Source organism: Pseudomonas sp. M5A4_2d (assembly GCF_053345295.1).
The window spans coordinates 207,566-229,962 of the sequence record NZ_JBKEZW010000011.1; the positions used below are offsets into that span (position 1 = coordinate 207,566).

The 22,397-nt window shown below is 61.9% G+C and carries 19 protein-coding genes; 6 read left to right on the plus strand and 13 right to left on the minus strand.

Features of this window, described 5'->3' with window-relative positions; genetic code table 11:
• Positions 1 to 237: 237 nt before the first annotated feature.
• From ACLBW8_RS24190 to ACLBW8_RS24205, 4 genes are all read right to left on the minus strand, one after another.
• Positions 238 to 3,765 carry a molybdopterin cofactor-binding domain-containing protein gene (locus ACLBW8_RS24190; RefSeq protein WP_447806478.1) on the minus strand — a complete coding sequence of 1,176 codons (3,528 nt, stop codon included), beginning with the start codon at positions 3,763 to 3,765 and terminating at the stop codon, positions 238 to 240.
• Positions 3,762 to 4,253, minus strand: coding sequence for a (2Fe-2S)-binding protein (locus ACLBW8_RS24195; RefSeq protein WP_447806479.1), 492 nt, complete (start codon positions 4,251 to 4,253; stop codon positions 3,762 to 3,764). The genes ACLBW8_RS24190 and ACLBW8_RS24195 overlap by 4 nt, the downstream gene beginning before the upstream one ends.
• A gap of 291 nt (positions 4,254 to 4,544) precedes the next feature.
• Entirely contained in the window at positions 4,545 to 4,979 is a 435-nt protein-coding gene (locus ACLBW8_RS24200; RefSeq protein WP_053256240.1) for a MarR family winged helix-turn-helix transcriptional regulator, read from the minus strand.
• A 191-nt stretch (positions 4,980 to 5,170) separates the two neighbouring features.
• Entirely contained in the window at positions 5,171 to 6,223 is a 1,053-nt protein-coding gene (locus ACLBW8_RS24205) for a 2,5-dihydroxypyridine 5,6-dioxygenase (RefSeq protein ID WP_447806480.1), read from the minus strand.
• Between the two features lie 307 nt (positions 6,224 to 6,530).
• Between ACLBW8_RS24205 and ACLBW8_RS24210 the strand changes: the two genes are divergently transcribed.
• The 6 genes from ACLBW8_RS24210 (at position 6,531) to ACLBW8_RS24235 (ending at position 12,607) form a co-directional block, all read left to right on the plus strand.
• A complete protein-coding gene (locus tag ACLBW8_RS24210) occupies positions 6,531 to 7,664 on the plus strand; it encodes an FAD-dependent monooxygenase (protein ID WP_259762585.1) in 1,134 nt (377 codons plus the stop codon).
• On the plus strand, positions 7,661 to 8,458 hold the full coding sequence (locus tag ACLBW8_RS24215) for an alpha/beta fold hydrolase (RefSeq protein WP_064452258.1): 798 nt from the start codon (positions 7,661 to 7,663) through the stop codon (positions 8,456 to 8,458). Before ACLBW8_RS24210 ends, ACLBW8_RS24215 begins: the two co-directional genes overlap by 4 nt.
• 14 nt (positions 8,459 to 8,472) lie before the next feature.
• Positions 8,473 to 9,225 (plus strand): maleate cis-trans isomerase family protein, encoded by a 753-nt coding sequence (locus tag ACLBW8_RS24220; protein ID WP_016977977.1) that lies wholly within the window; start codon positions 8,473 to 8,475, stop codon positions 9,223 to 9,225.
• 11 nt (positions 9,226 to 9,236) lie between these two features.
• Positions 9,237 to 9,869: an N-carbamoylsarcosine amidohydrolase gene (locus tag ACLBW8_RS24225; protein ID WP_064452257.1), complete on the plus strand. Its 633-nt coding sequence runs from the start codon at positions 9,237 to 9,239 to the stop codon at positions 9,867 to 9,869.
• Positions 9,870 to 10,191: 322 nt separating this feature from the next.
• A complete protein-coding gene (locus ACLBW8_RS24230; RefSeq protein WP_064452256.1) occupies positions 10,192 to 11,502 on the plus strand; it encodes an MFS transporter in 1,311 nt (436 codons plus the stop codon).
• A gap of 28 nt (positions 11,503 to 11,530) precedes the next feature.
• Positions 11,531 to 12,607: a nucleoside hydrolase gene (locus tag ACLBW8_RS24235; RefSeq protein WP_447806481.1), complete on the plus strand. Its 1,077-nt coding sequence runs from the start codon at positions 11,531 to 11,533 to the stop codon at positions 12,605 to 12,607.
• A 40-nt stretch (positions 12,608 to 12,647) separates the two neighbouring features.
• On the opposite strand, the gene metC is transcribed toward ACLBW8_RS24235, so the two are convergent.
• The 9 genes from metC to ACLBW8_RS24280 form a co-directional block, all read right to left on the minus strand.
• Positions 12,648 to 15,347 carry a cystathionine beta-lyase gene (gene metC, locus ACLBW8_RS24240; RefSeq protein WP_447806482.1) on the minus strand — a complete coding sequence of 900 codons (2,700 nt, stop codon included), beginning with the start codon at positions 15,345 to 15,347 and terminating at the stop codon, positions 12,648 to 12,650.
• A gap of 27 nt (positions 15,348 to 15,374) precedes the next feature.
• Positions 15,375 to 16,022, minus strand: coding sequence for a glutathione S-transferase family protein (locus tag ACLBW8_RS24245; protein WP_447806483.1), 648 nt, complete (start codon positions 16,020 to 16,022; stop codon positions 15,375 to 15,377).
• Positions 16,023 to 16,158: 136 nt separating this feature from the next.
• Positions 16,159 to 16,755 (minus strand): cysteine dioxygenase family protein, encoded by a 597-nt coding sequence (locus ACLBW8_RS24250; protein ID WP_069553396.1) that lies wholly within the window; start codon positions 16,753 to 16,755, stop codon positions 16,159 to 16,161.
• A gap of 16 nt (positions 16,756 to 16,771) precedes the next feature.
• On the minus strand, positions 16,772 to 17,596 hold the full coding sequence (locus tag ACLBW8_RS24255; protein ID WP_069553395.1) for an amino acid ABC transporter ATP-binding protein: 825 nt from the start codon (positions 17,594 to 17,596) through the stop codon (positions 16,772 to 16,774).
• Positions 17,583 to 18,266, minus strand: a complete 684-nt coding sequence (locus ACLBW8_RS24260) for an amino acid ABC transporter permease (RefSeq protein ID WP_064452250.1) — start codon at positions 18,264 to 18,266, stop codon at positions 17,583 to 17,585. The genes ACLBW8_RS24255 and ACLBW8_RS24260 overlap by 14 nt, the downstream gene beginning before the upstream one ends.
• A complete protein-coding gene (locus ACLBW8_RS24265; protein ID WP_064452249.1) occupies positions 18,256 to 18,981 on the minus strand; it encodes an amino acid ABC transporter permease in 726 nt (241 codons plus the stop codon). Before ACLBW8_RS24265 ends, ACLBW8_RS24260 begins: the two co-directional genes overlap by 11 nt.
• The gene (locus ACLBW8_RS24270; RefSeq protein WP_447806484.1) at positions 18,978 to 20,180 is read right to left on the minus strand and encodes an aminotransferase class I/II-fold pyridoxal phosphate-dependent enzyme; all 1,203 of its coding nucleotides are present in this window, start codon (positions 20,178 to 20,180) and stop codon (positions 18,978 to 18,980) included. Before ACLBW8_RS24270 ends, ACLBW8_RS24265 begins: the two co-directional genes overlap by 4 nt.
• On the minus strand, positions 20,177 to 21,598 hold the full coding sequence (locus ACLBW8_RS24275; protein ID WP_447806485.1) for an FAD-binding oxidoreductase: 1,422 nt from the start codon (positions 21,596 to 21,598) through the stop codon (positions 20,177 to 20,179). The genes ACLBW8_RS24270 and ACLBW8_RS24275 overlap by 4 nt, the downstream gene beginning before the upstream one ends.
• The gene (locus tag ACLBW8_RS24280) at positions 21,591 to 22,397 is read right to left on the minus strand and encodes a transporter substrate-binding domain-containing protein (RefSeq protein WP_262667834.1); all 807 of its coding nucleotides are present in this window, start codon (positions 22,395 to 22,397) and stop codon (positions 21,591 to 21,593) included. The genes ACLBW8_RS24275 and ACLBW8_RS24280 overlap by 8 nt, the downstream gene beginning before the upstream one ends.

Sequence of the window (22,397 nt, forward strand, 5' to 3'; positions counted from 1 at the left end):
TTTAGGCGCTGTAAAAAAGTGACCCGCCGTAAGGGCGGAACCCCAAGCAGCCGTTACCGCAGCAACGGATATGTACTCAATCTACCTAACCCCCCTCACAGACTTAAAGCAACACAAAGAGTTGCGTAGATACCTATGCTGCGATAGCAGTGTGTCAGTCAGTGCAGATATCAACTGAACCGCCGCCATCGCAGCCAAGCCGGCCCCCACAGTTGATCTTCAAATGTCTTGGACATATCAGTGAGTGCCGGGGTTGGCGCGCAGGTGCGCGACCGTCTGTTCCAGCCCTTCCCAGCGCGGTGCATTCGGCGCAAATTGCCCGCGCAGGTACGCAACCAAATCCGCCACTTGGGCAGTGGACAAACTGTCCTTGAAGCCCGGCATATACCCCAGGTCCCTAGTCGCCGGGTTGCTGATACCCTGCAAAATCACCTTGATCAGGTTATCCGGCTGGTCGCTGTGCACATTGGTGTTGGTCGCCAATGACGGGCTGACGCCGAACAACTTCGGCCCCAGGCCATCGGCATGACAAGCCTTGCACGACCCTTCAAACACGCGGCGGCCATTCGGATTCGGTACAGTCGCCGCCGCCACAACCTGCGCTTGCGCCGTCGCTTCGCCATTGAGCGAAGCCAAATACACCGCCATCGCGCGGATATCCGCCTTGGGTAACTTCGACAGCTCACTCACCACCGGGCCCATCGGCCCCGCCGCCACGCCATGGGCGTCGGAATAACCGGTGCTGAGGTAGCTGAACAACTGGTCTTCAGTCCACGGCGTCGGGGCCTTGGACAAGCCGGTCAATGCCGGCGCTTCCCACCCATCGACACGGCCACCGGCGAGGAACGCCTTGCCGCCCTTCTCCGCGCCCATCAGGTTACGCGGCGAATGGCACGCCGCGCAGTGCCCCAGGCCATTGACCAGATAATTGCCGCGGTTCCACTGCTCACCGCGTTCAGGCTGCAGGGTAATTTCTGCGCGCCTTAAATTCAGCGCATTCCAACCGGCCATCAACGGCCGGATATTGAACGGGAAATTCATCGCATTCGGCGTCGGCGCCTGGCTCACCGGCGCCTGCGACATGAGGTAGGCATACAGCGCCTGCATGTCGGCATCGTTGATATTGCGAAACGCCGTATAGGGAAACGCCGGATACAAATTGCGCCCATCGCGGCCAATGCCGTCGCGCATCGCGCGCTCGAATGCCGGGTACGACCAGGCGCCGATCCCGGTCTTCACATCGGGGGTGATATTGCTGCTGTACAACGTGCCGAATGGCGTCTGCATCGCCAGCCCGCCTGCGTTGGTAGCCCCGCCCGGTGCCGTATGGCAGACCGCACAATCGCCCACCGCCGCCAGCAAACGCCCGCGCTCCAGGGTGGCCTTGGACCAGGTGCCGGCACTTGGCGGTGCAATCGGTGCAATTTCAGGCTGAAGCGGCCAGGCCGTGGCCAGCACCGCGCCCAAGGTTGCAAACAGCGCACCGAACCACCATTTTTTGCGTTTTTCCGGCGACTTGGCAGGCTCGCCCAGCGTACCGGCGTTCAGCGCGGCCAAGACCCGCTCGGGCGTGATGGGCAACTCGCGAAAACGAATGCCGGTGGCATCATAAATCGCATTGGCAATCGCCGCCGCGCTCGGCACCGACGCCGATTCACCGGCGCCCATTGGCGGCTGGTCCTGACGCGGCATCATCAGTACATCGATCTGCGGCACTTCGGGGAACGTCAGGATCGGGTAGCCGCCCCACTCCTTGCTCGCCACGGTCGACTCTTCAAAGGTCACACGCTCCTTCAACACGCGGCTGGTGGACTGGATCACATTGCCGTGAATCTGATGCTGCACACCCGCCGGGTTGATCATCATCCCCGCGTCATGGCCGATTACCACGCGCGTCACCGATACGTCGCCGGTCTGTTTGTCGATGGCCACATCCGCCACCCAGGCCGCCCACGCTGCGCCGAAGCCGGGGAACTTGCTGTGGATGTAACGCGCGTAGGCAAAGCCCCGGCCGCGCAGCAGGTGGTCTTCGTTGGCGGTTTGCATCGGCGCGGTGCGCGGTGACCAATTGGCGCGTTCAGCCGTGGACTTCACCAGGTCGATGGCACGCTGATCCTTGAGGTAGCGCAGGCGGTATTCCACCGGGTCGACACCGGCCGCAAACGCCAGTTCGTCGATATAGGATTCATGGGCAAAGGTGTTGGGCAAGGCCGACACGCCGCGCATCCACGAGGCGCGTACGATGGGCGCCATGTCGTTGATGGTCACGCGCATGTGGTCGATGTCATACGGCGGGATCGAGGTGCGGTCGCCCATCTCGAACATCGCCGCCACCGGCTCGACGCGACCGGTGAGCAACAGTGCCAGGGTCGGTGCGCCGTTGGAGGGGTAACTGGTTTCAAAATCATAGCCGGCAATGCTGCCGTCGGCGTTGAGGCCGCCGTCCACATCCATCAACTGCGCCGTGCCCTTGGGCTCCCACAGGTGTTCCTGCTCACGGGTCAGTTGCACCCGCACCGGCTTGCCCACGGCGCGGGATAACAGTAAGGCATCGGCGCACACATCATCGGCACAATTACGCCCGTAGCAGCCGGCGGCTTCCATACGGATGACATCAATCAGGTTTTCATCGCACTCAACCAACCACGCCAGATCCGCCCGTAACAGGTGGGGGTTCTGGCTGCCGGACCACACCCGACTCCCGGCTGCCTGGTAATCGGCCACGCCACACGAGGGACCAATCGAGCCATGCATCTGGTACGGCCACAGGTAACTGCGCGGCATGCGCTGGCTGGCACCGGCCAGGGCTGCATCGACATTGCCCTGGTCAAGCACCGTGCGGCGCACCCGCGGGTTGTCGCGGATGGCCTGCTCGACATCACTCATGTCCGGCAAGGCGTTATTCCAGGGTTTCCAGTGCACCCGTAACGCTTGGGCGGCCTTGATCGCCTGCTCTTCACGCAACGCGACCACGCCGACAAAATCCCGAATCACCACTACGGCGACGATTCCGGGGATAGCTGCGATAGACGTCTCGTCCACACTTAACAGGCTGTTACCGACAAAATCCCCGCAATCCAACCCGGCATACGGCGGGCGAATGACGCGACCATGGAGCATGTCCGGCACGCGCATGTCGTGCACGTAAGTCAGTTCACCGGTGGCCTTGCCGGGGATATCCACGCGCGCAGCGCCCTGGCCCACCAGACGGTAATCCTCTACAGCCTTCAACGGCGCATCACCACTGATGCGCAACTGGTCGTGCTGGCCGCTGACCAGTTCACCGTAGGTCGTGCTGCGCCCGTCCTGTGCGCGGATAACCCCGGCTTCAACCTTGAGGCTGCCCGCACTCACACCCCAACGGCCCGCCGCCCGCGCCAGCAAAAAACGTCGCGCCTCGGCCGCAGCGTTACGCAAGGGGATCGCTGAAATCTGCAAGGCCGCACTGGCAATGGTCGCGCCCTGGTTCGGCACGCGCTCGGTATCCCCCAGCACCATCTTGACCTGGTCCAGGGTCAGGTCCAGCTCTTCGGCGACGATCTGCGCGAGTGAGGTGCGAATGCCGGTGCCCAGATCCACATGGCCGTTGAACGCATAGACCACACCGTCATCGTTGACGGCGATAAACAGCCCCAGCTCCTTGGGTTTCACGGTGGGCGTGCCGCCCTTGGCCACCGGGCCCGAAGGCGGCAACACGTCATCGACGACGAGTAAGACGCCGGCCTTGGCCAGCCACTGGTCACGGGAAAGTGGGGTGTCGGTCATGGTCGGCCATCCACGGTCAAGAGGTGAGCGGCACGCAGCACGGCGCGCAGGATTTCGATATGAGTGCCACAGCGGCAGAGGTTGCCCGAGAGTTCATTGCGGACCTCGGTTTCGCTGGGGCTGGGGTTGCGGTCGAGCAAGGCCTTGGCGGTCATGATCATGCCGTTGAGGCAGTAGCCGCATTGCGCGGCCTGCTCATCGATAAACGCTTGTTGCACCGGATGCGGCGCCTGGCGTGTCCCCAGGCCTTCGAGAGTGACGATCTCTCGCCCTGCCGCACCGGACAATGGGAACACACAAGAACGCGCCGCCACGCCATCGATGATCACAGTGCAGGCGCCGCACTCGCCCAAACCGCAGCCGTATTTGGCGCCGTTGAGCGCCAGGTCATTGCGCAACACCAGCAACAGCGGCGTATCCGCCATGGCGCTGACTTCTCGAGTGTGGCCGTTGACCTCAAGCGCTACCGTGATGAGGGGGCTGATCATTCGCTTCGCCTGTATCAGTTGGTGAAGTGCCTACTACACGAAACAGTCAAAAAAAAGCGTCGCCGGCCTGGGGCCTCGCGACACACTTGATGCGTGAAGTGACTACTACATGAACCGAGAGCAAAAACGATGCCAACGGATGGTGGCACACCCTGTGGCGAGCGGGCTTGCCCGCGCTGGGGCGCGAAGCGGCCCCATCAAGGCCGCCGCGCTTTTTCAGTGAGAACCCAGCGGCTGGGTCAGTTTAGGGCTGCTGCGCTGCCCAACGCGGGGCAAGCCCGCTTGCCACACTTATTCCTGCGGGTCGTCGATCATCTTGCGCAACAGAAACAGCACCGCCACCCGTTCGGCGGGGTTGAGGTTACTCATGGTCAGCTCGCTGATCTGCGCGGCGCAGGGCACGGTTTGATCTACCAGCACGGCACCGGCAGCGGAAAGGTCGACCACCACCTTGCGTTTATCTTGCGGGTCCGGCTCCAGGGTAATCAGCTCCTTGGCCTTTAACCGCTCGACAATACCGCGAATGGTCGCCTGGTCCACGGCAGTGGCCTTGACCAGTTCGGTGAGGGAACTTGCACCGTGATCGCGCAGCGCGCACAGGGTGACAAACTGCACGGCAGTGAGCTGGGAGTCGCCGACATTCTGCTGAAAGATCGCCAGGTGGCGCTGGTAGGCCTTGCGCAGCAGGTGGCCAACTTGTTCAGAGAAAACGTAGGAATCAGGCACGGCGGGCTCGGTGGGTGATTAGCGATGGGCAGGCATGATGGCGGGGATAATGCATGGACTCAAGCTTCTCACTGAAGAAACCCGGACAACCCTGTGGGAGCGGGCTTACTCGCGAATGCGGTGGTTCAGCCACTGAATCTGTTAACTGACACACCGCTTTCGCGAGCAAGCCCGCTCCCACCTTTAAATCTTCAGCGGGCCAGTGAGGCGGCTGGCGCGACGACGTCACCGGCGATAACAACCGCCTCATCATCCAGATACACATCACAATGCCGCAGCGGAATGTCCATATGGCACGGCGTCTTGCGCGTCCCACCCACCTCGGTATTGGGCCCGGTGGAGAACAGGAAATTGCCATAGAACGCCCGCGCGTCCATGCACATACCGTCGTTCTTGTCATGCAGCCCCATGGCAGTCCACTGCGCCCGTGGCTGCAAACCCCAGCCGATATGAGAGATACCATACACCTCGGGGTCGTTGAAATACTTCATGTAATCACGCAGGTATTCAGCCTCGAAGCCGCCGTGGATCTTGGTGATAAAGCCCTTCTCGACCTCCAGCGTGATCTTCTCGCGCGCGTAGGTCTTGAACGGCAGCAGGATGTCACCGATGTCCAGCACCAGCACGCCCTCGGCGGTTTCTTCATTGGGCCAGGAGAACAGGAAGCCGCTGGGCCAGTGGTCCCAACGCCCCGGCTCATCGGCAAAACCGTACTCGGTCACTGACGGGTACTGCCCCAATGCCGCACGAAAGTCGCTGCCGGCGCGGGATTTGACGTGAATCGAGCGCGCCTTTTTCAGCAACTGCTCGGCCGCCAGCACACGCACCTTGTCTTCTTCTGTGGGCAGCATGCGCGCCAGCACTTCCGGAGGCTCCACGGCCAGCAGGATGCGGGTGCCGGTCTTGAGGATCTGCTCCTGTTCCGGCGAGTGCAGCAACATCATGGTGTCGACGATCAGGTCAGCCGCTTCCAGCGCACGCTGGGCGGCAATATTGCCGGTGAGCGCGGTGTCGCCGCAGTAGGCGGTCATGTCATTGCCCATCGCCTTGGGATGGTTGAACGACGGCAGCTCCACCGCATACACCTTGGCCCCCAGGCGCTGCGCAGCATCCATCGCGGCGCGCACGGTGCGTGGGTCGGAGTAATGGCTCTTGAGCACGGCAACGCTCTGGGTCGGATCGACCTTCGACAGCGTCAGCACGTGTTCAAACATCTGGGTCAGTTCGCAATCGCTTACCGGCATTTTCCTGTCTCCTGTTGGGCTGCACCACGTTCAAGCACCGCGCTTCACTTTAGTGCATTTATATAGCGTATACGCCAATTAATAACGATGAGACCTGAATTACAGACGGACTGCAAGTAGCGCACCACAACGTTACCTTACGAAACAAACCCAACAGATAAAGGGATAAAAGCGTTACAGATGACCATCATGCTCAAAAAATTATTTTGCGAGCACAGGCTTCCCATTTCAAAAAATGAGCGTATACACTTTAAAAACCTTGCGGACAGACGCCGCCGAAAATCAAAAAGAGAGAGGATCACGCCCCATGGGAAGCACACAAAAAATCGCTATCGTCGGTGCCGGCCTGGGCGGTGCCGCAGCGGCCACCCTGTTGCAGCAAGCCGGTTTTGACGTAGACATCTACGAGCAGGCGCCAGCGTTTTCCCGACTGGGTGCCGGGATCCACATGGGCCCCAACATCATGAAAATCTTTCGCCGCATGGGCATCGAACAACAGCTCGACTTGATGGGTTCACACCCCGAGCACTGGTTCAGCCGTTGCGGCGAAACCGGCGATTACCTCTCGCGCATTCCCCTCACCGGCTACGGCGCCTCCTACGTCACCGTGCACCGTGGCGACCTGCACGCCTTGCAAATGTCCACGCTCAAACCCGGCACGCTGCATTTCAACAAACGCCTGGAAACCCTCGAGGAAACCGACACCCAGGTACGCCTGACCTTTGCCGACGGTGAAGTAACCTACGCCGACATCGTGATCGGCGCCGACGGCATCAATTCGAAGATTCGCGAAGAACTGCTCGGCGTGGAAAAACCGCTGTACAGCGGCTGGGTGGCGCACCGCGCGCTGATCCGTGGCGACCAATTGGCCAAGTACGACCTCAGGTTCGAAGACTGCATCAAGTGGTGGACCGAAGACCGGCACATGATGGTGTATTACACCACCGGCAAACGCGACGAGTACTACTACGTCACCGGCGTGCCCCATGCCGAATGGGACTTCCAGGGCGCGTTCGTCGACAGCAGCCGCGAGGAGATGTTTGATGCCTTCAAGGGCTATCACCCCACCGTGCAGGCACTGATCGAGTCCACCGAAAGCGTGACTAAATGGCCGCTGCGCAACCGCAACCCACTCCCACTGTGGAGCCGTGGCCGCCTGGTATTGCTGGGGGACGCGTGCCACCCGATGAAACCGCACATGGCCCAGGGCGCCGGCATGGCCATTGAAGATGCCGCCATGCTCACGCGCTGCCTGCAGGAAACCGGAATCAGCGACTACCGCACGGCGTTCGAGCTGTATGAAGCCAACCGCAAGGAACGCGCTTCCCGCGTGCAGGCGGTGTCCAACGCCAATACCTGGTTGCGCACCCAGGAAGACCCGGCCTGGGTCTACGGCTATGACCTGTACGCCCAGGAGCTGAAATCGGGGGTGGCCGCGTGAGCACCTTTTTGTATGGCGGTAACGTCCAGGCCAATGGCATTCGCCAGCACTACTTGCGTTACGGCGGCAAAGGCCCGGCGCTGATCCTGATCCCGGGCATCACCAGCCCGGCGATTACCTGGGGGTTTGTCGCGCAGCGCCTGGGCGCGCAGTTCGACACCTATGTACTGGATGTACGTGGACGCGGCCTGTCGTCCACCGGCCCCGAGCTGGATTACAGCGCGGACACCTGCGCCGAGGACATTGGCGCGTTTGCCGATGCGCTGAACCTGGACAGCTACCACTTGGTCGGCCATTCCATGGGCGCGCGCTTTGCCGTGCGCAGTGCCGTCAAACATCCCCAGGGCGTAAACCGCGTGGTGCTGATCGACCCGCCGGTGTCTGGCCCCGGTCGGCGTGAATACCCGAGCAAACTGCCGTGGTACGTCGATTCGATCCGCCAGTCCCTGCTTGGGATGGATGCCGAGGCGATGCGCGCCTTCTGCGCCACCTGGACGCAAGAGCAGCTGCAACTGCGTGCCGAATGGCTGCACACCTGCTATGAACCCGCCATCGTGCGCGCCTTCAATGACTTTCACGCGGTGGACTTCCACCAGGACCTGCCCCACCTCAAGGCCCCTGCCCTGTTGATGGTGGCAGGGCGCGGCGGGGTGATCCTCGACGAGGACATCGCTGAAATCCAGGACCTGCAACCGGCCATCCAGGTCGCCCGCGTACCCAACGCCGGGCACATGATTCCGTGGGATGACCTCGAGGGTTTCTTCCACGCCCTCGGCGACTTCCTCACACAATAAGAATGGAGACCACCATGCAGAAGCCTTACCGCATCGGCCAGATCGTGCCGAGTTCCAACACCACCATGGAAACCGAGATCCCGGCGATGCTCACTGCGCGCCAGGCGATTCGCCCCGAGCGCTTTACCTTTCACTCCAGCCGCATGCGCATGAAGCAAGTGCGCAAAGAAGAACTGGCGGCGATGGACGGCGAATCCGACCGTTGCGCCGTTGAACTGTCCGATGCCAAGGTCGACGTGCTGGGTTACGCCTGCCTGGTGGCAATCATGGCGATGGGGTTGGGTTATCACCGCAACTCCGAACAGCGCCTGCGCAAGGCCACGGCGGATAACGACGCCAACGCCCCGGTCATCACCAGCGCCGGAGCGCTGATCGAAGGCCTGAAAGTCATGGGCGCCAAGCGCATCGCAATTGTCGCGCCGTATATGAAGCCACTGACCGAACTGGTGGTGAACTACATACGCGAAGAAGGCTTTGACGTGGTCGACTGGCGCGCCCTGGAGATCCCCGACAACCTCGAAGTGGCGCGCCACGACCCGGCCAACCTGCCGGCCATCGTCGCCGGTATGAACCTGGAAGGCGTCGACGTGATCGTGCTCTCGGCCTGCGTGCAGATGCAGTCGCTGCCGGTGGTGGCCAAGGTCGAGGCACAAACCGGCAAACCGGTGCTCACCGCCGCCATCGCTACCACCTACGCCATGCTCAAGGCGCTGGACCTGGAGCCTATCGTTCCTGGGGCCGGCGCCCTGCTCTCCGGCGCGTATTGAGGAGTTTTGCGATGAGCGAACAATCCGCCGACGCCAACTACCAGGGCGTATGGGGCAACCGCATTGGCTTCGGCAAAAAAGCCGCACTGCTGATGATCGACTTCATGCAGGGCTATACCACCGAAGGCGCGCCGTTATATGCCCCCGAGGTTGCAATTGCCGTGACTGAAAGCGTCGAACTGTTGGCCACTGCACGCAAGCACGGGATTGCGGTGGTGCACACCAATATCCGCTACCATCCCGGCCATTTCGCCGACGGTGGCATCTGGGTCAAGAAAGCCCCGGTGATGAAGGACATGGTCGAAGGCAACCCACTCGCGGCGTTCTGCCCCGAGGTCTTGCCCCGGGCCGATGAAGTGGTGATCACCAAGCAATATGCCAGTGCATTTTTCGGCAGCAGCCTGGCCCCGATGCTGCACGCCCAAGGCATCGACACCGTGGTGCTGGCCGGCTGTTCCACCAGCGGCTGCATTCGTGCCACCGCAGTGGATGCGGTGCAACACGGGTTTCGCACCATCGTCGTGCGCGAATGCGTCGGCGACCGACACCCCGCGCCCCACGAAGCCAACTTGTTCGATATCGACAGCAAGTATGGCGACGTGGTGAGCAAGCAGGAGGCGATGAGCAAGTTCAGGGAGCAATAAGACGTTATTAAGAACTGCGCCATAGAGCGTGGTCTTGAAAAAACTGAGGTCCGGCCTGGAAATGCATTCACCTATGGGAGCCGATCCCTGTGGGAGCCGGGCTTGCCCGCGATGCGCACGCTGCGGTGTAACTGTTACACCGCGCCGATGCCATCGCAGGCAAGCCAGCGCCCACAGATGCTCGCTCGCCACAGGTCAATGCCAAACCAGAAATATCTCAGTCTTCTGACACTGCCTTTGGAAGTCGCTTTTACAGCACTCCGAAGTGCTCGAACAAAAGCGGCTGTATAAAAACCATAAGTCACCGCCGGGAGACACCCCAATGCCCATTGCGAATGCAGCGCCCGCGACCACGGTCGCCGACCCCGTTACCACGCTTTACCACAAGATCACCTGGAAGCTGATTCCGTTCCTGTGTTTCTGCTACCTGGCCGCCTACCTCGACCGCATCAACATCGGCTTTGCCAAGTTGCAGATGCTCGACCAACTGCACTTCAGTGAAACCGCGTTTGGCCTGGGCGCCGGCTTGTTCTTCGTCGGCTACATCATCTTTGAAGTGCCGAGCAACCTGGTCCTGGAAAGGGTCGGCGCGAAGATCTGGATCGCACGCATCATGATCACCTGGGGCCTGCTCTCGGCCTGCACCATGTTGGTCACCTCCACCACCCAGTTCTACATCCTGCGCTTTCTGCTCGGCGCCGCCGAAGCGGGTTTTTTGCCAGGCGTGCTGTATTACCTCACCACCTGGTTCCCCACCCATCGACGGGGGCGCATCATCGCGCTGTTCATGATCGGCCTGCCGCTGTCCAGCGTGATCGGCGGCCCGCTGTCCGGCTGGATCATGGGCCACTTCGACAACATGGGCGGCCTGCGTGGTTGGCAGTGGTTGTTCCTGATTGAAGCGGTGCCCAGTGTATTGCTCGGCGTGCTGACATTCTGGGCGCTGCCCAATACCTTTCAACAGGCCAAATGGCTGTCGGACGAAGAAAAGAGCCTGCTCGAAAGCGAACTGCGCAAGGACGACGCGGACGCCACCGGCAGCAAGCACAGCTTCCGCGACGGCTTCTTCAATCTCAAAGTGTGGATGCTTGGCGGTATCGATTTTTCGATCCTGCTCAGCGCCTACGCCATGGGTTTCTGGATGCCGACATTCATCCGCAATGCGGGCATCACCGACACCTTCCATATCGGCATGCTCACTGCGTTGCCGAGCGTGGCGGCCTTGCTCGGCATGCTGCTGATCGGCGCCAGCTCCGACAAACACCGCGAACGCCGCTGGCACATCATCGTGCCGTTTCTGATCGGCGCGGCGGCGATGGCCACCAGCACATTCTTCACCCATAACGTGGTTGCCACGGTGCTGTTGTTCGCCATCGCCTCGGCCGCGATCATCGGCGCCGTGCCGGTGTTTTTCAGCCTGCCGGCGACCTTCCTCAAAGGCACGGCGGCGGCCACCGGTTTTGCCCTGGCGTGCTCGCTGGCGAATATCGCAGGCCTGGTGAGTAACTCGTTGATGGGCGTGGCGATCGACGTCACAGGCAGCAGCGCGGGCGCCTTGTGGTTCTTCGCCGGGTGCCTGATCCTCAGCAGCTTCCTGGTCATCGCCTTACCGGCGAAACTGGTGAACCGTTAACAACAACAATTTTTTCGGATGAATCACCATGCAAGCTTTCCTTAAAAGCTGTGCCCTGATTGTCGCCGTCGGCCTGTGTGCCGGCACCGCGCAGGCGGCTGAAAAAGTCATCTTCGACACCGACTTCAACGTGCTCAACGATGACGGCCAGGCCTTTATCATGCTCGCTCAGTTGCATGCGCAAAAACGCATCGACCTGCTGGGCATGACGCTCGTCAGCGGCAACGCCTGGGTCGACCAGGAACAAGTCGATGCCCTCAAGGCCGTGGAACGCATGGGGGTGGAGAACGAGGTGGGCGTCTACTCGGGCGCCGCCTACCCGCTGCTGCATGACTACGCCACTTACGAGGCAGAGAAAGCGCTGTTTGGCTCCGGCTGGCCGGGGGCGTTCAAACACCCGCGCCCTACCTCGGCCTCACAACTGATCGCGCCACCGGATGGCCTGGCGACCCACACCCAGTTGCGCAGTGAAACGGCCGCACAGTTCATCGTTGAAAGCGTGCGGGCCAACCCGCACCAGGTGACCATTCTCGCCGTCGGCCCGTTGACCAACGTCGCCCTGGCGATTCGCTCGGCGCCGGACATCGTGCCGCTGATCAAGCGCATCGTGTACATGGGCGGCGCCCTGGAGATCCCGGGCAACACCACGCCGGCGGCGGAATTCAACTGGTGGTTCGACCCGGAGGCCGCGAAGATCGTGTTGCGCTCACCGATCGAACACGTGATTTTCCCGAATGATGTGTGCGAGAAAGTCACCTTCGACAAATCGGTTTACCAGCGCGTGATTGCCCAGAAAGGCGCGATTGCCGACCTCTACAAGCACGAGTTCGGGCCGCTGTTCGACAAAGACCCGAGCTACCACAGCTTTACCTGGGACAGTTTGCCCGCACTGTTCCTGGTCAACCCGCAAATCGTCACCCAATCCCGCGAGTTGTGGGTGGACGTAGACGCGACCTTCGGCGCCGACTACGGCCGTGCACTGGGCTACACAAAAGGCGCACCGGTCGGTACGCAGAAAGCCAACGTGGTGTTTGGCGTCGATCAGCAGAAGTTCTGGGACGGCTACGTCAACCTCGTGACATTGCCAACCCCGGTCAAACACTGACCGGCGGATCGCTCCCACCTGGCGTGGGAGCGATCATCACTCAGCCTGCAAGTGCAAACCCGCGCTGCAAATCCTCAATCAATGCCGCCACATCTTCCAGGCCGATATGCAGGCGCACCACCGGGTTAAGCCCGCGATCCGCCGCACTGTCCCGGTCCTGGGTATTGGCCACGGTGACCAGGCTTTCATAACCGCCCCACGACGCGCCCAAGCCGAACAGTTGCAAGCCGTCGATAAAACGCTCGATACAAGCCGGGTCTGGGTTCGCCAATTCAAACGACAACAAACCATTGCTGCCGCTGAAATCCCGACGCCACAACGCATGGCCCGGGTGCTCCGGCAATGCAGGATGGAACACCCGCTTGACCTGCGGTTGCGCCTGCAACCAATGAGCAATGTCCACAGCCTGGCGCTCATGCACATCCAGGCGCGAAGCCAACGTGCGTGCGCCGCGCAGAATCAGGTAGGCATCGTCGGCGCTCACCGCGTTGCCGAAGGTGTCGCTCATTTTGCCCAGCGCCGGCCAGGCTGCCTCGGTGGTGCACACACTGCCCATCATCACGTCGCTGTGGCCGCCCAGGTATTTGGTCAGGGCCATGATCGAAATGTCCGCGCCCAATGCCAGCGGCCGATACAGGTAGCCCGAGCCCCAGGTGTTATCGACCGCCAACAGGATGCCACGCGGTTTGCACAGCGCCGCAATCGTCGGCAGGTCACACAGTTCATACAGCAATGAGCCCGGCACTTCGGCGTAAACCAGTTTGGTATTGGCTTGCAACTGCGCCGCCAAACCCTCGCCATCCGGCAAGAAGTAGCTGACGTCAATACCGAAGGGCTGCAGGAACTCACGGGCCAGTTTGCGCACCGGGGAATACACCGCGTCAGTGATCAACACATGATCGCCAGGACGCAGATAAGCCAGAAACACCTGCGCCGCGGCCGCCAGGCCGGTGCCGTAAAGCCGTGTGCGATGGCCGCCCTCAAGCTCAGTCACCAGGTCTTCCAGCGCATGCGACGTCGGGTTGCCGCGCGCGCCGTAGCTCAGCACGCGCTCACTGTCACGGCGAGCGCGGGCGTCGCGCATCTGTGCGAGGTTATCAAACAGCACAGTGCTCAAACGGGAGACCGGCACATTCACCGCACGAGCGCCATGGCCCTTTTCGGTACGCGCGGCGTGGATCAGCCGCGTACGCACGCGCGACGGCGGCGCCAGGGGCTTGAGGCTGGCGATTTCCGCTTCGCTCATCTGCGCCAACAGGCCGATTTCCCAGGCCAGGTATTGGCGGGCGGCATCCTTGTTGCCGCTGTGGCGGTCGTGGGTGAAAAACAGGAAGTCGATGCACTGTGCATCGCGCGGGGTTTGCGGGTCTGCGTTAACCGGCAGGCCGGCAGCGGCCCAGGCACTGAAGCCGCCGTCGAGCAGCCTTGCAGGCAGGCCGTCGGCTGCGAATGCCGCCAAGGCGGGATCATCCGCGACCAGCACCAAAGGTCGATGATCAGTCTTCAACAGTGAACGAATCGACCATTGCGAACCCGCAATATGCCCTTTGCGGTACACCATGCTCGGCCGCAGATCGATCAGGTTCACATCGTTCAACGCCAACGCCAGCGCCTGGGCGCTGATCAACGGCAACGGCTGGTACGCCACCGGCTGCACAAGCGGTAGCACCAGGCCACTGTCGATACCCCCGCTCAGCACGTAAGCCTCATGCCCCAACTGGCGCAGCCAACTGGCAACAATCGGCGCGCGCACGCCGTCGCTGTCTACCAGCACAATGCGCGCGTGGCGCACGCCGATGTACAAGTCGGTGGACTGGATCAATTGCCCGCCCGGCGTGTGTTGCGCGCCCGGCAAGCTGCCGAGGGCAAATTCTTCGGCAGTGCGTACGTCACACAAGAACAGGCTGCGCTGCGCGTCATCCGCCCATTGCCGGACCTGATCCGCCGACACACTGACCACCCCTGCCCGCTCAGCCAGCTGCCGAGCGGCCTGGCGTTGTTGGGCCAGGTCGGTGCTGACCTGATCGGCGTAACGCCGGGTGCTGCCGTGTTCCAGGGCAAAGTCCTCCAGGTACCAACCCTGGGTACCGTTTTCCAAGGCGTAGATCGGGTTCTTCAGCCCCAGGTTGATCAACGTCTGCGCGCCGATAATGCTGCGGGTACGCCCGGCGCAGTTGATCACGATTGGCATGCGCTCATCGGGCACCAGGTCATGCACACGGTAGCCCAATTCCCCGTTCGGGCAGCAAATGGAGCCGGGAATAGTCATCTTGCGGTATTCATCAAACGGCCGACCGTCCAGCACCACGAGAGGCTCGCCACGCGCCTGCCACTCGGCCAATTGCCGCGCGGTGACGTGGGGGGTGTGGCTGGCCTCTTCAACCAATTCGCCAAAGGCCTTGGACGGCACGTGCACCCCCGCAAACAGCTGCAAACCCGCCGCCTGCCAGCCATCGGCGCCGCCTTCGAGCACCTGCACACCGCTGTAGCCCAGGGCGTGTAAACGCTCTGCCGTGCGCGCCGCTACCTCACCGCCGTCCTGGTCGTAAACCACCAGACGCACCTGGGGGTTCGGCGCCAGCCGGCGCACGTCCAGCTCCAGGCGGCTATAGGGCAGGTTCACCCCGTGGAACAGGTGGGCTTCGCCGTATTGCCCGTGTTCGCGCACGTCGAATACGGCGATTTCCTGCCCGTCGAACAGCCATTGCTGCAGTTGACGTGGGGTGATGGTCTGGCTCATGGAAGTCCCAACAAGTTAAGAAAAGAGTTACTGCAACGCCAACGAGCGCTCGCCGGGTGCCACTTCGAGCCCCTTGGCATAGGCCCGCTGCACCGCCGGCCGCGCTTTGATGCGCAGGCGCCAGGCCTGGATATGTGGGTAGTCCGCCAATGCCTGGCCCTGGCGCAGCGGCTGAATCCACGGAAAGATCGCCATATCCGCCACCGAGTATTCACCGGCCACATACGGCACCTCGGCCAGGCGCTGTTCGAGCACGCCATAGAGGCGCGTGGCCTCGGCATTCAGCAGGTCGAGGGCGAACGGAATCGGCTCCGGCGCCTTCTCCTTGAAGAGCTGCAACTGGCTCAGGTACGGGGTGATATGCCCGACCTGCCAGAACAGCCATTCCTGCACCTTTTGCCGCGCGGCACTCCCGGCCGGCGGCAGGAATTTCCCGGCGCTGTCAGCCAGGTAATTGAGGATCGCCCCGGACTCAAACAGGCTCAGCGGCGTTTCGGTGCGATGGTCGACAATGGCCGGAATCCGCCCATTCGCGCTGATGCGCTGGAAGCTCGCCTGCTTTTGCTCGCCTTCGCGGATATTCACCGGCAGCAGGCGGTATTCAAGCCCCAACTCTTCCAACAGGATGCCGACTTTGAGGCCGTTGCCCGTTGGCCAGTAATACAGATCAATCATAAAAACCCCTGGGATGAACGCTGCACCCAATGTGGGAGCGGGCTTGCTCGCGAATGCGGTGTATCAGGCAATGCTGATGTGTCTGACCCGATGCTTTCGGGAGCAAGCCCCCGCCCACATTTGATCGTTGGCGTGCTTACAAATAGGCCTTGATCGACGGCGCCATCTGCGAGGCGTTGTAATTGAGGATGCGACCGTCAGCTTCCACGCCGTACCGGCCGTTCAGCGATTCCAGCGGCAAGCCGTAGAGGTGGAAATGCAAGGTCGCCTGCTCGCCTTCGACACGAATACCGTGCAGGTCTGCACCGAGAAACGAGATGGACGTGCCCGGCTGCACAATCACCTCTTTCTCAAGGGTCAGGGTGGTGAACCCCGGCTCACGGCCCTCGTCATTGCGCGCGTAGACGTAATTGATTTCCTGCCCTTCGATCGCACTGATGATTGCCCAGGTCTCGTGGTTATGCGCGATCGTGCTTTTGCCTGGCAACAGCGAGTTGAGGTACAGCGTCGGGGTGTCACCGTCGTCATTCAAACGATAGCGAAACGCTGTGCTGCCCTGCCCTGGCACCGGCGCGGGAAATTCGTCGAAGTTGAACAGGTCGCGACGCTCAGCCAGGTTTTCCAGCAGGCTGACGATTTCCACCAGGGCCGCACGGTCTACGCCGCGCTGGTTGATGACGCGAATCTGCTGCAAAAACGCCTCGATAACGGCGGCACGGTTTACGCTACTCATGACGGTATTCCTCTTATCAGACTGACAGGCTGTAACGGCTCAAATTGGTCAACAGGTACGGGTCGTGGGCGATCGGGCCACGGCGCCCCGAATCGCCCAGGGCATGACGCAGGAACGTCTGGGTGCGTTCGCTGCTCGGGTTCTGGAAAATATGGGCTGCGCTGCCGTGCTCGACAATCACGCCGTTTTCAGTGAAGTACACCAAGTCACTGATCTCTTCGGCGAAGCGCATTTCATGGGTGACCAGCACGCAGGTCATGCCCTCTTCGGTCAGCTCGCGGATCACCGTCAGCACTTCACCGACGGTTTCCGGGTCCAGCGCCGAGGTCACTTCATCGAACAGGATCAGCTCCGGGCGCATTGCCAGGGCACGGGCAATCGCCACGCGCTGCTGCTGGCCGCCGGACAACTGGCCCGGATAGGCGTCGGCCTTGTGCTCCATGCGCACTTTGGCCAACAGCGCTCGTGCGTCTTTCTCGGCGTCTGCACGGTTGCGGCCCAACACTTTGCGCGGCGCAATCACCAGGTTTTCCAAAACGGATAAATGCGGGAACAGGTTGTATTGCTGGAACACAAAGCCGACGCGCTTGCGCAACTCGATACGCTGGGTTTCCTGAGTCAGGGTGTCCACACGGGTGTCACCCACACGAATGGTGCCGCGTTGCGGCTGCAACAACCCCGTAATGCAACGCAGAATGGTGGACTTACCCGAACCCGACGGGCCGATAATCGAGACCGCTTGACCCCGGTGCACCTCCAGGTCGATGCCCTTGAGCACCGGGTTGCTGCCGAATGACAGATGGATATCCCGCAGGCTCACCAGGGGTTCAATAGAAGGCATAACGGCGCTCCAGGTGTTGGGTGAGACGGGAAATCGGGTAGCAATAGGCGAAGAACAACACCAGCAGGCTCAGATAGATCACCACGGTAAAACCGGTCAGGTTCACGGTATTGCTGGCGATCTGCGCGGTGTCGATCACGTCATGCACACCCACCAGTGACGCCAGCGCCGTGCCCATGGTGACCACCGCATACAGGTTCATCCACGGCGGCAACATGCGCTTGAAGCACTGCGGCAGGATGATCGAACGGAACAGCTGCCCGCGGGTAAACGCCAGCGAGCGTGCGGCTTCCCACTGGGTGCTGGGAATCGAACCGATGGCACCCCGGAAGATCTCCGCGACGTTGGCACTCGCCGGCAAGGCCAGGCCGATGGTCACCTTGACCCAGTCGGGAAACGACACGTAACTGCTGCCAATATGAATTTCGAACGGGAACACGTAGGTGGTGAAATAGATCAGCACCAGCCACGGCGCATTGCGAAACACCTGCACCCACAGTCGCGCAACAATCCCCACCGGCGATAACGCCAGCGCACCGATCAACAGGCCGAGCAACGAGCCGATGGCAATCGCCAACAGGCTGATCAGGATGTTCTGGCCGAAGCCCGCCACCAGCGCCGGTGACCACTGCCACAACGCCGACAGCACCGGAAATGAATCAATGGCCATAGCCGGGCATCCTCAGGCGCGCTTCCAGCCAGCGCCCCACACAATTGACGATAAAACTCAGCAGGCCGAAGAAACTCAGGATCAGGATCATCAGTTCCAGCACGTTGTCGCTCTGGGTCCAGATCATGATCGCGGCGTAGGTGATGTCGCCCACCGCGATCGCGGAGGCCACGGCGGTCATCTTCACCAGGTCGATCAGGTTGTTGATCAGCGACGGCAAGGCAAAGCGCACCGCCAGGGGCAACTGCACATTCCAAAGCAACTGACGGCTGCTGAACGCCAGGGAACTGGCTGCTTCAAGTGTGACGGCGGGCACCGCTTCGATCCCGGCGCGCAAGGCCTCGGCATGGAACGCGCCTTTGTGCAGGGAGATCACAATCACCACCCAGGCAAACGGCGTCAGCGGGTTGGCCGCGCCGACCGCCTGGGTCAGCAACATGTTCAGCACCAGGAACGCGCAATACAGCTGCACCAGCGTCGGCGTATTGCGCGTGACCTCGACAAACACCCGCGCCGGCTTGGCCAGCCACGGGTTGCCGCATGTGAGCATCGCGGCCAGGCTGATACCCGCCAGCAGGCTGCCTATGATCGTGAACAGGCACAACAGGCCGGTGGTCAGCGCGCCTTGTACCAGGCTGCCACGCTGGTAGGCGTCCAGCAGGAAGGTGTAGTTCAGGCCAAAGCCTGCGGCCCAATGGACGAAAAGCTCCATCATCGCAATTTTCCGCAGGCTGCCGCGATACGCCGCCCGGCCTCGGCCACGCTGTCGGTCGCCGTGGCGATGGACAAGCGAAACCACGGCGACAGGCCATAGGCACTGCCCGCCACACCGGCTACGCCCTCCTCCAGCAGCCAGGCGACCACATCGCCGTCGTTGTCCACGCGCTGGCCGTCCGGGCGGCGGCGCCCCAGCAGCCCGGCGCAACGCACGAATACAAAGAAGCCGCCCTGAGGCTCAAGGACTTCCAGGCCCTCGACACCGTTAAGGGCCGTGACCAAAATGTCTCGCCGCAACTGGTAAGCCGCGACCTGCTCAGCGAGGAAGTCCAGCCCGCCGTTATAAGCGGCCAACGCGGCCGCCTGCCCCACCGATGATGCGCCAGAGGTGGACTGGGATTGCACCACAGCCATCGCATCGGTCAGGGTTTTCGGCCCGGCACCGAAGCCGATGCGCCAGCCGGTCATGGCGTAGGTCTTGGACACACCGCCGACCAGCAGGCAACGGTCCTGCAGGTCCGGCGCGACGTTCAGCAGACTCTGGGCCGGGCGACCATCGAAGCGGATGTGCTCGTACAGTTCATCCAGCAGGATCAGCACCTGGGGATGGCGACGTAGCACCTCGGCCAACGCCTGCAATTCGGTGTCGCTGTAGACCGCACCGCTGGGGTTGCCCGGGCCATTCAGAATCAACCAGCGCGTGCGCTCAGTGATGTGTTGTTGCAACTCGGCCGGGAGCAACTTGCAGCCCTGCTCCAGCCCACATTCGATGAACACCGGTTCGCCGCCGTTGAAGCGCACGCTGTCCGGAAATGACGGCCAGTAAGGCGTCGGCACCAACACTTGATCGCCTTCATCCAAGGTGGCGGCGAAAGCATTGAAGATGATTTGCTTGGCGCCGTTGGCAATCACGATGGACGCCAGTGGGTAGTCCAGGTGATTTTCCCCGGCCAGTTTGCGTTGCACAGCCAGGCGCAGCGCCTTTACGCCCGGCGTCGGCGTGTACTTGGTGGCGCCCGCCGCGATGGCGGTGTAGGCGGCTTGCTTGATGTGTTCCGGGGTGTCGAAATCCGGCTCGCCGGTGGTGAGATCGAGGATATCGCGGCCAGTGTCACGCAATTCGGTGGCGCGGGATTTGGCCGCGGCGTTGGCCGACAGCGACACGCGCTGCACGCGTTTGGACAAACGTACGGTCATGGCTGCACCTCAAGGACTTTGCCCGGGTTGAGCAGGTTGAGCGGGTCAAGCGCCTGCTTGATGCGGCGCATCAGGTCCAGCTCCACCGGGCTCTTGTAGCGGCTGAGCAGGCCGACCTTGCGCTGACCGATGCCATGCTCGGCACTGATCGAGCCGCCGTGGGCATGGGCGCTGTCATGCACCAACGCGCTTAACTCGGCGTAGTGAGCCATGTGTGCGTCCACCGTCGAATCCAATGGGTGTGCCACGTTGTAATGCAGGTTGCCGTCGCCCAGGTGGCCGAAGGTGAAGTTGCGCACGCCGGGGAAATGCTGTTGCAGCAGCGCGTCGGTGTTGGCAACGAAGGCCACAACCTGGGAAATCGGCACCGAGATATCGTGCTTCATGTTGCGCCCGGCGCGCTTCTGCGCCTCGCTCATGTTCTCGCGCAGCAGCCACAGCGCCTCGCTTTGCGCCAGGCTCTCGGCGATCAAGGCGTCACTGAGCAGTTGCTGCTCGAAGGCATCGCCGAGCACCCGTTCGAAGGCCTCGCGAGCGTGGCTTTCGCCGTGGTTATCCGAGAGTTCAATCAACGCAAACCAGGGCTGGCTCGCCGTTTTAAAAGGCTGCGGACCGTCCGGAAATTGTTCGCGCAACAACGCAAGGCAATCAGCTGTCAGCAGTTCAAAGGCCGTCAGGTTGGCGCCAAAGCCGGCGCGGGCATGGGACAAAAACGCCACCGCCTGGGCCAGTTCATCAAAGGCTAATAGCGCCGTAGCCTGGGCTTTTGGCAACGGGAACAGCTTTAAGGTGGCTGCGGTGATAATCCCCAGCGTACCTTCGCTGCCGATGTATAAATCGCGCAAGTCGTAGCCGGTGTTGTCCTTGCGCAAACCGCGCAGGCCATGCCAGATCTCGCCTTCGGCAGTCACCACCTCCAGGCCCAGGGTCAGCTCGCGGGTATTGCCGTAACGCAATACCGCTGTGCCGCCGGCATTGGTGCCGAGGTTGCCGCCGATGGTGCAACTGCCTTCGGCGCCGAGGCTCAACGGGAACAAGCGATCGGCATCGCGCGCCACGTCCTGGATGTTCTGCAGGATGCAGCCGGCTTCCACCGTGAGGGTGTCGTTGTCGGTATCGACAGTGCGTACGCGGTCCATGCGGTCGAGCAACAGCAACACCGAGCGCCCGCTGGCGTCCGGCGTGGCGCCGGCCATCAGACCGGTGTTGCCGCCCTGCACCACGATGGGCGCGCTCAAGGCCACGCAGGCACGCACCACCGCCGCCACTTCATCGGTATTGGCCGGGTGCACTGCCGCGATTACCTGGCCGGTGTAGCGCCCTTGCTTGTCAATGAGGTACGGCGCCGCTTCTTCGCTGGTTTGCACATGGGGCGCGCCGAGCAGTTGTTGCAAGGTGGCAAAAAGCGCTTCACTCATGGCTGTACTGCTCGTGCAAATCCCGCAGGGCCTGGGACGGCGCCATACCGGTGCGCTCGCCGAGGGCAATCAGAAATCCGGTTTTATGCCAGTCACGCACGATGGCATCGAGCTTGGCCTGGGTGTCGTGTTCGCCCTTGCGAATCCAGATCACCGACTTCGACGGGATCAAATCACCCGGCAAGGGGATTTCGTAACCGTCCCATTCGGCTTCATTGAGCAGCGCATGCATGGTCGGACTGACGTGTACGGCGGCCACGCAACCGTTGCCGCGCAGCGACAACAACGATTCGGACTGGCTGCGGAACGCCTTGATCTGCGCGCCGTAGGTTTCCTGCAGCGGCTTGATGAAGTTGCTGCCCTGGGACACGCACACCGGCTTGTCCTTGAGGTCGGCCCATTGCGTGATGCCGGCGCCCTTGCGAATCAACGCCGCACCGCCGACTTCCTCGTACGGTGTGGGCACGTAGTCGAGGATGTCAGCACGCTCTTCGGTGAATTGCATATTGGCGATCAAGATGTCGACCTTGCCCTGTTGCAGGAACTGCACGCGGTTGGGCGCCAGTACCGAGACCGTCCTGGTCTCCACGCCCAGCGCCTGGCCAATGCCCTTGGCCAGTTCGACGTTGTAGCCCAGGTGCTCGCCGGTCTTGGGGTCGATAGTGCCGAACGGCGGGCCGCTGAGGATCACGCCGACGCTGATGGCGTGGCGTTGCTGGATTTTGTCGAGGGTGGCATCGGCGTGGGCGAAGCCGGCGCACAGGGCCAGGCCGAGTGCGGTCAGGGTTTTCAGATTCAT

What these genes read in the sequence shown, in the direction of transcription:
- ACLBW8_RS24270 (WP_447806484.1), bottom strand. Translation starts at nt 20,180, where the DNA reads ATGACCGTACGTTTGTCCAAACGCGTGCAGCGCGTGTCGCTGTCGGCC.
- ACLBW8_RS24280 (WP_262667834.1), bottom strand. Translation starts at nt 22,397, where the DNA reads ATGAATCTGAAAACCCTGACCGCACTCGGCCTGGCCCTGTGCGCCGGC.
- ACLBW8_RS24245 (WP_447806483.1), bottom strand. Translation starts at nt 16,022, where the DNA reads ATGATTGATCTGTATTACTGGCCAACGGGCAACGGCCTCAAAGTCGGC.
- ACLBW8_RS24195 (WP_447806479.1), bottom strand. Translation starts at nt 4,253, where the DNA reads ATGATCAGCCCCCTCATCACGGTAGCGCTTGAGGTCAACGGCCACACT.
- ACLBW8_RS24230 (WP_064452256.1), top strand. Translation starts at nt 10,192, where the DNA reads ATGCCCATTGCGAATGCAGCGCCCGCGACCACGGTCGCCGACCCCGTT.
- ACLBW8_RS24225 (WP_064452257.1), top strand. Translation starts at nt 9,237, where the DNA reads ATGAGCGAACAATCCGCCGACGCCAACTACCAGGGCGTATGGGGCAAC.
- ACLBW8_RS24190 (WP_447806478.1), bottom strand. Translation starts at nt 3,765, where the DNA reads ATGACCGACACCCCACTTTCCCGTGACCAGTGGCTGGCCAAGGCCGGC.
- ACLBW8_RS24250 (WP_069553396.1), bottom strand. Translation starts at nt 16,755, where the DNA reads ATGAGTAGCGTAAACCGTGCCGCCGTTATCGAGGCGTTTTTGCAGCAG.
- metC (WP_447806482.1), bottom strand. Translation starts at nt 15,347, where the DNA reads ATGAGCCAGACCATCACCCCACGTCAACTGCAGCAATGGCTGTTCGAC.
- ACLBW8_RS24260 (WP_064452250.1), bottom strand. Translation starts at nt 18,266, where the DNA reads ATGGCCATTGATTCATTTCCGGTGCTGTCGGCGTTGTGGCAGTGGTCA.
- ACLBW8_RS24205 (WP_447806480.1), bottom strand. Translation starts at nt 6,223, where the DNA reads ATGCCGGTAAGCGATTGCGAACTGACCCAGATGTTTGAACACGTGCTG.
- ACLBW8_RS24265 (WP_064452249.1), bottom strand. Translation starts at nt 18,981, where the DNA reads ATGATGGAGCTTTTCGTCCATTGGGCCGCAGGCTTTGGCCTGAACTAC.
- ACLBW8_RS24275 (WP_447806485.1), bottom strand. Translation starts at nt 21,598, where the DNA reads ATGAGTGAAGCGCTTTTTGCCACCTTGCAACAACTGCTCGGCGCGCCC.
- ACLBW8_RS24210 (WP_259762585.1), top strand. Translation starts at nt 6,531, where the DNA reads ATGGGAAGCACACAAAAAATCGCTATCGTCGGTGCCGGCCTGGGCGGT.
- ACLBW8_RS24255 (WP_069553395.1), bottom strand. Translation starts at nt 17,596, where the DNA reads ATGCCTTCTATTGAACCCCTGGTGAGCCTGCGGGATATCCATCTGTCA.
- ACLBW8_RS24235 (WP_447806481.1), top strand. Translation starts at nt 11,531, where the DNA reads ATGCAAGCTTTCCTTAAAAGCTGTGCCCTGATTGTCGCCGTCGGCCTG.
- ACLBW8_RS24220 (WP_016977977.1), top strand. Translation starts at nt 8,473, where the DNA reads ATGCAGAAGCCTTACCGCATCGGCCAGATCGTGCCGAGTTCCAACACC.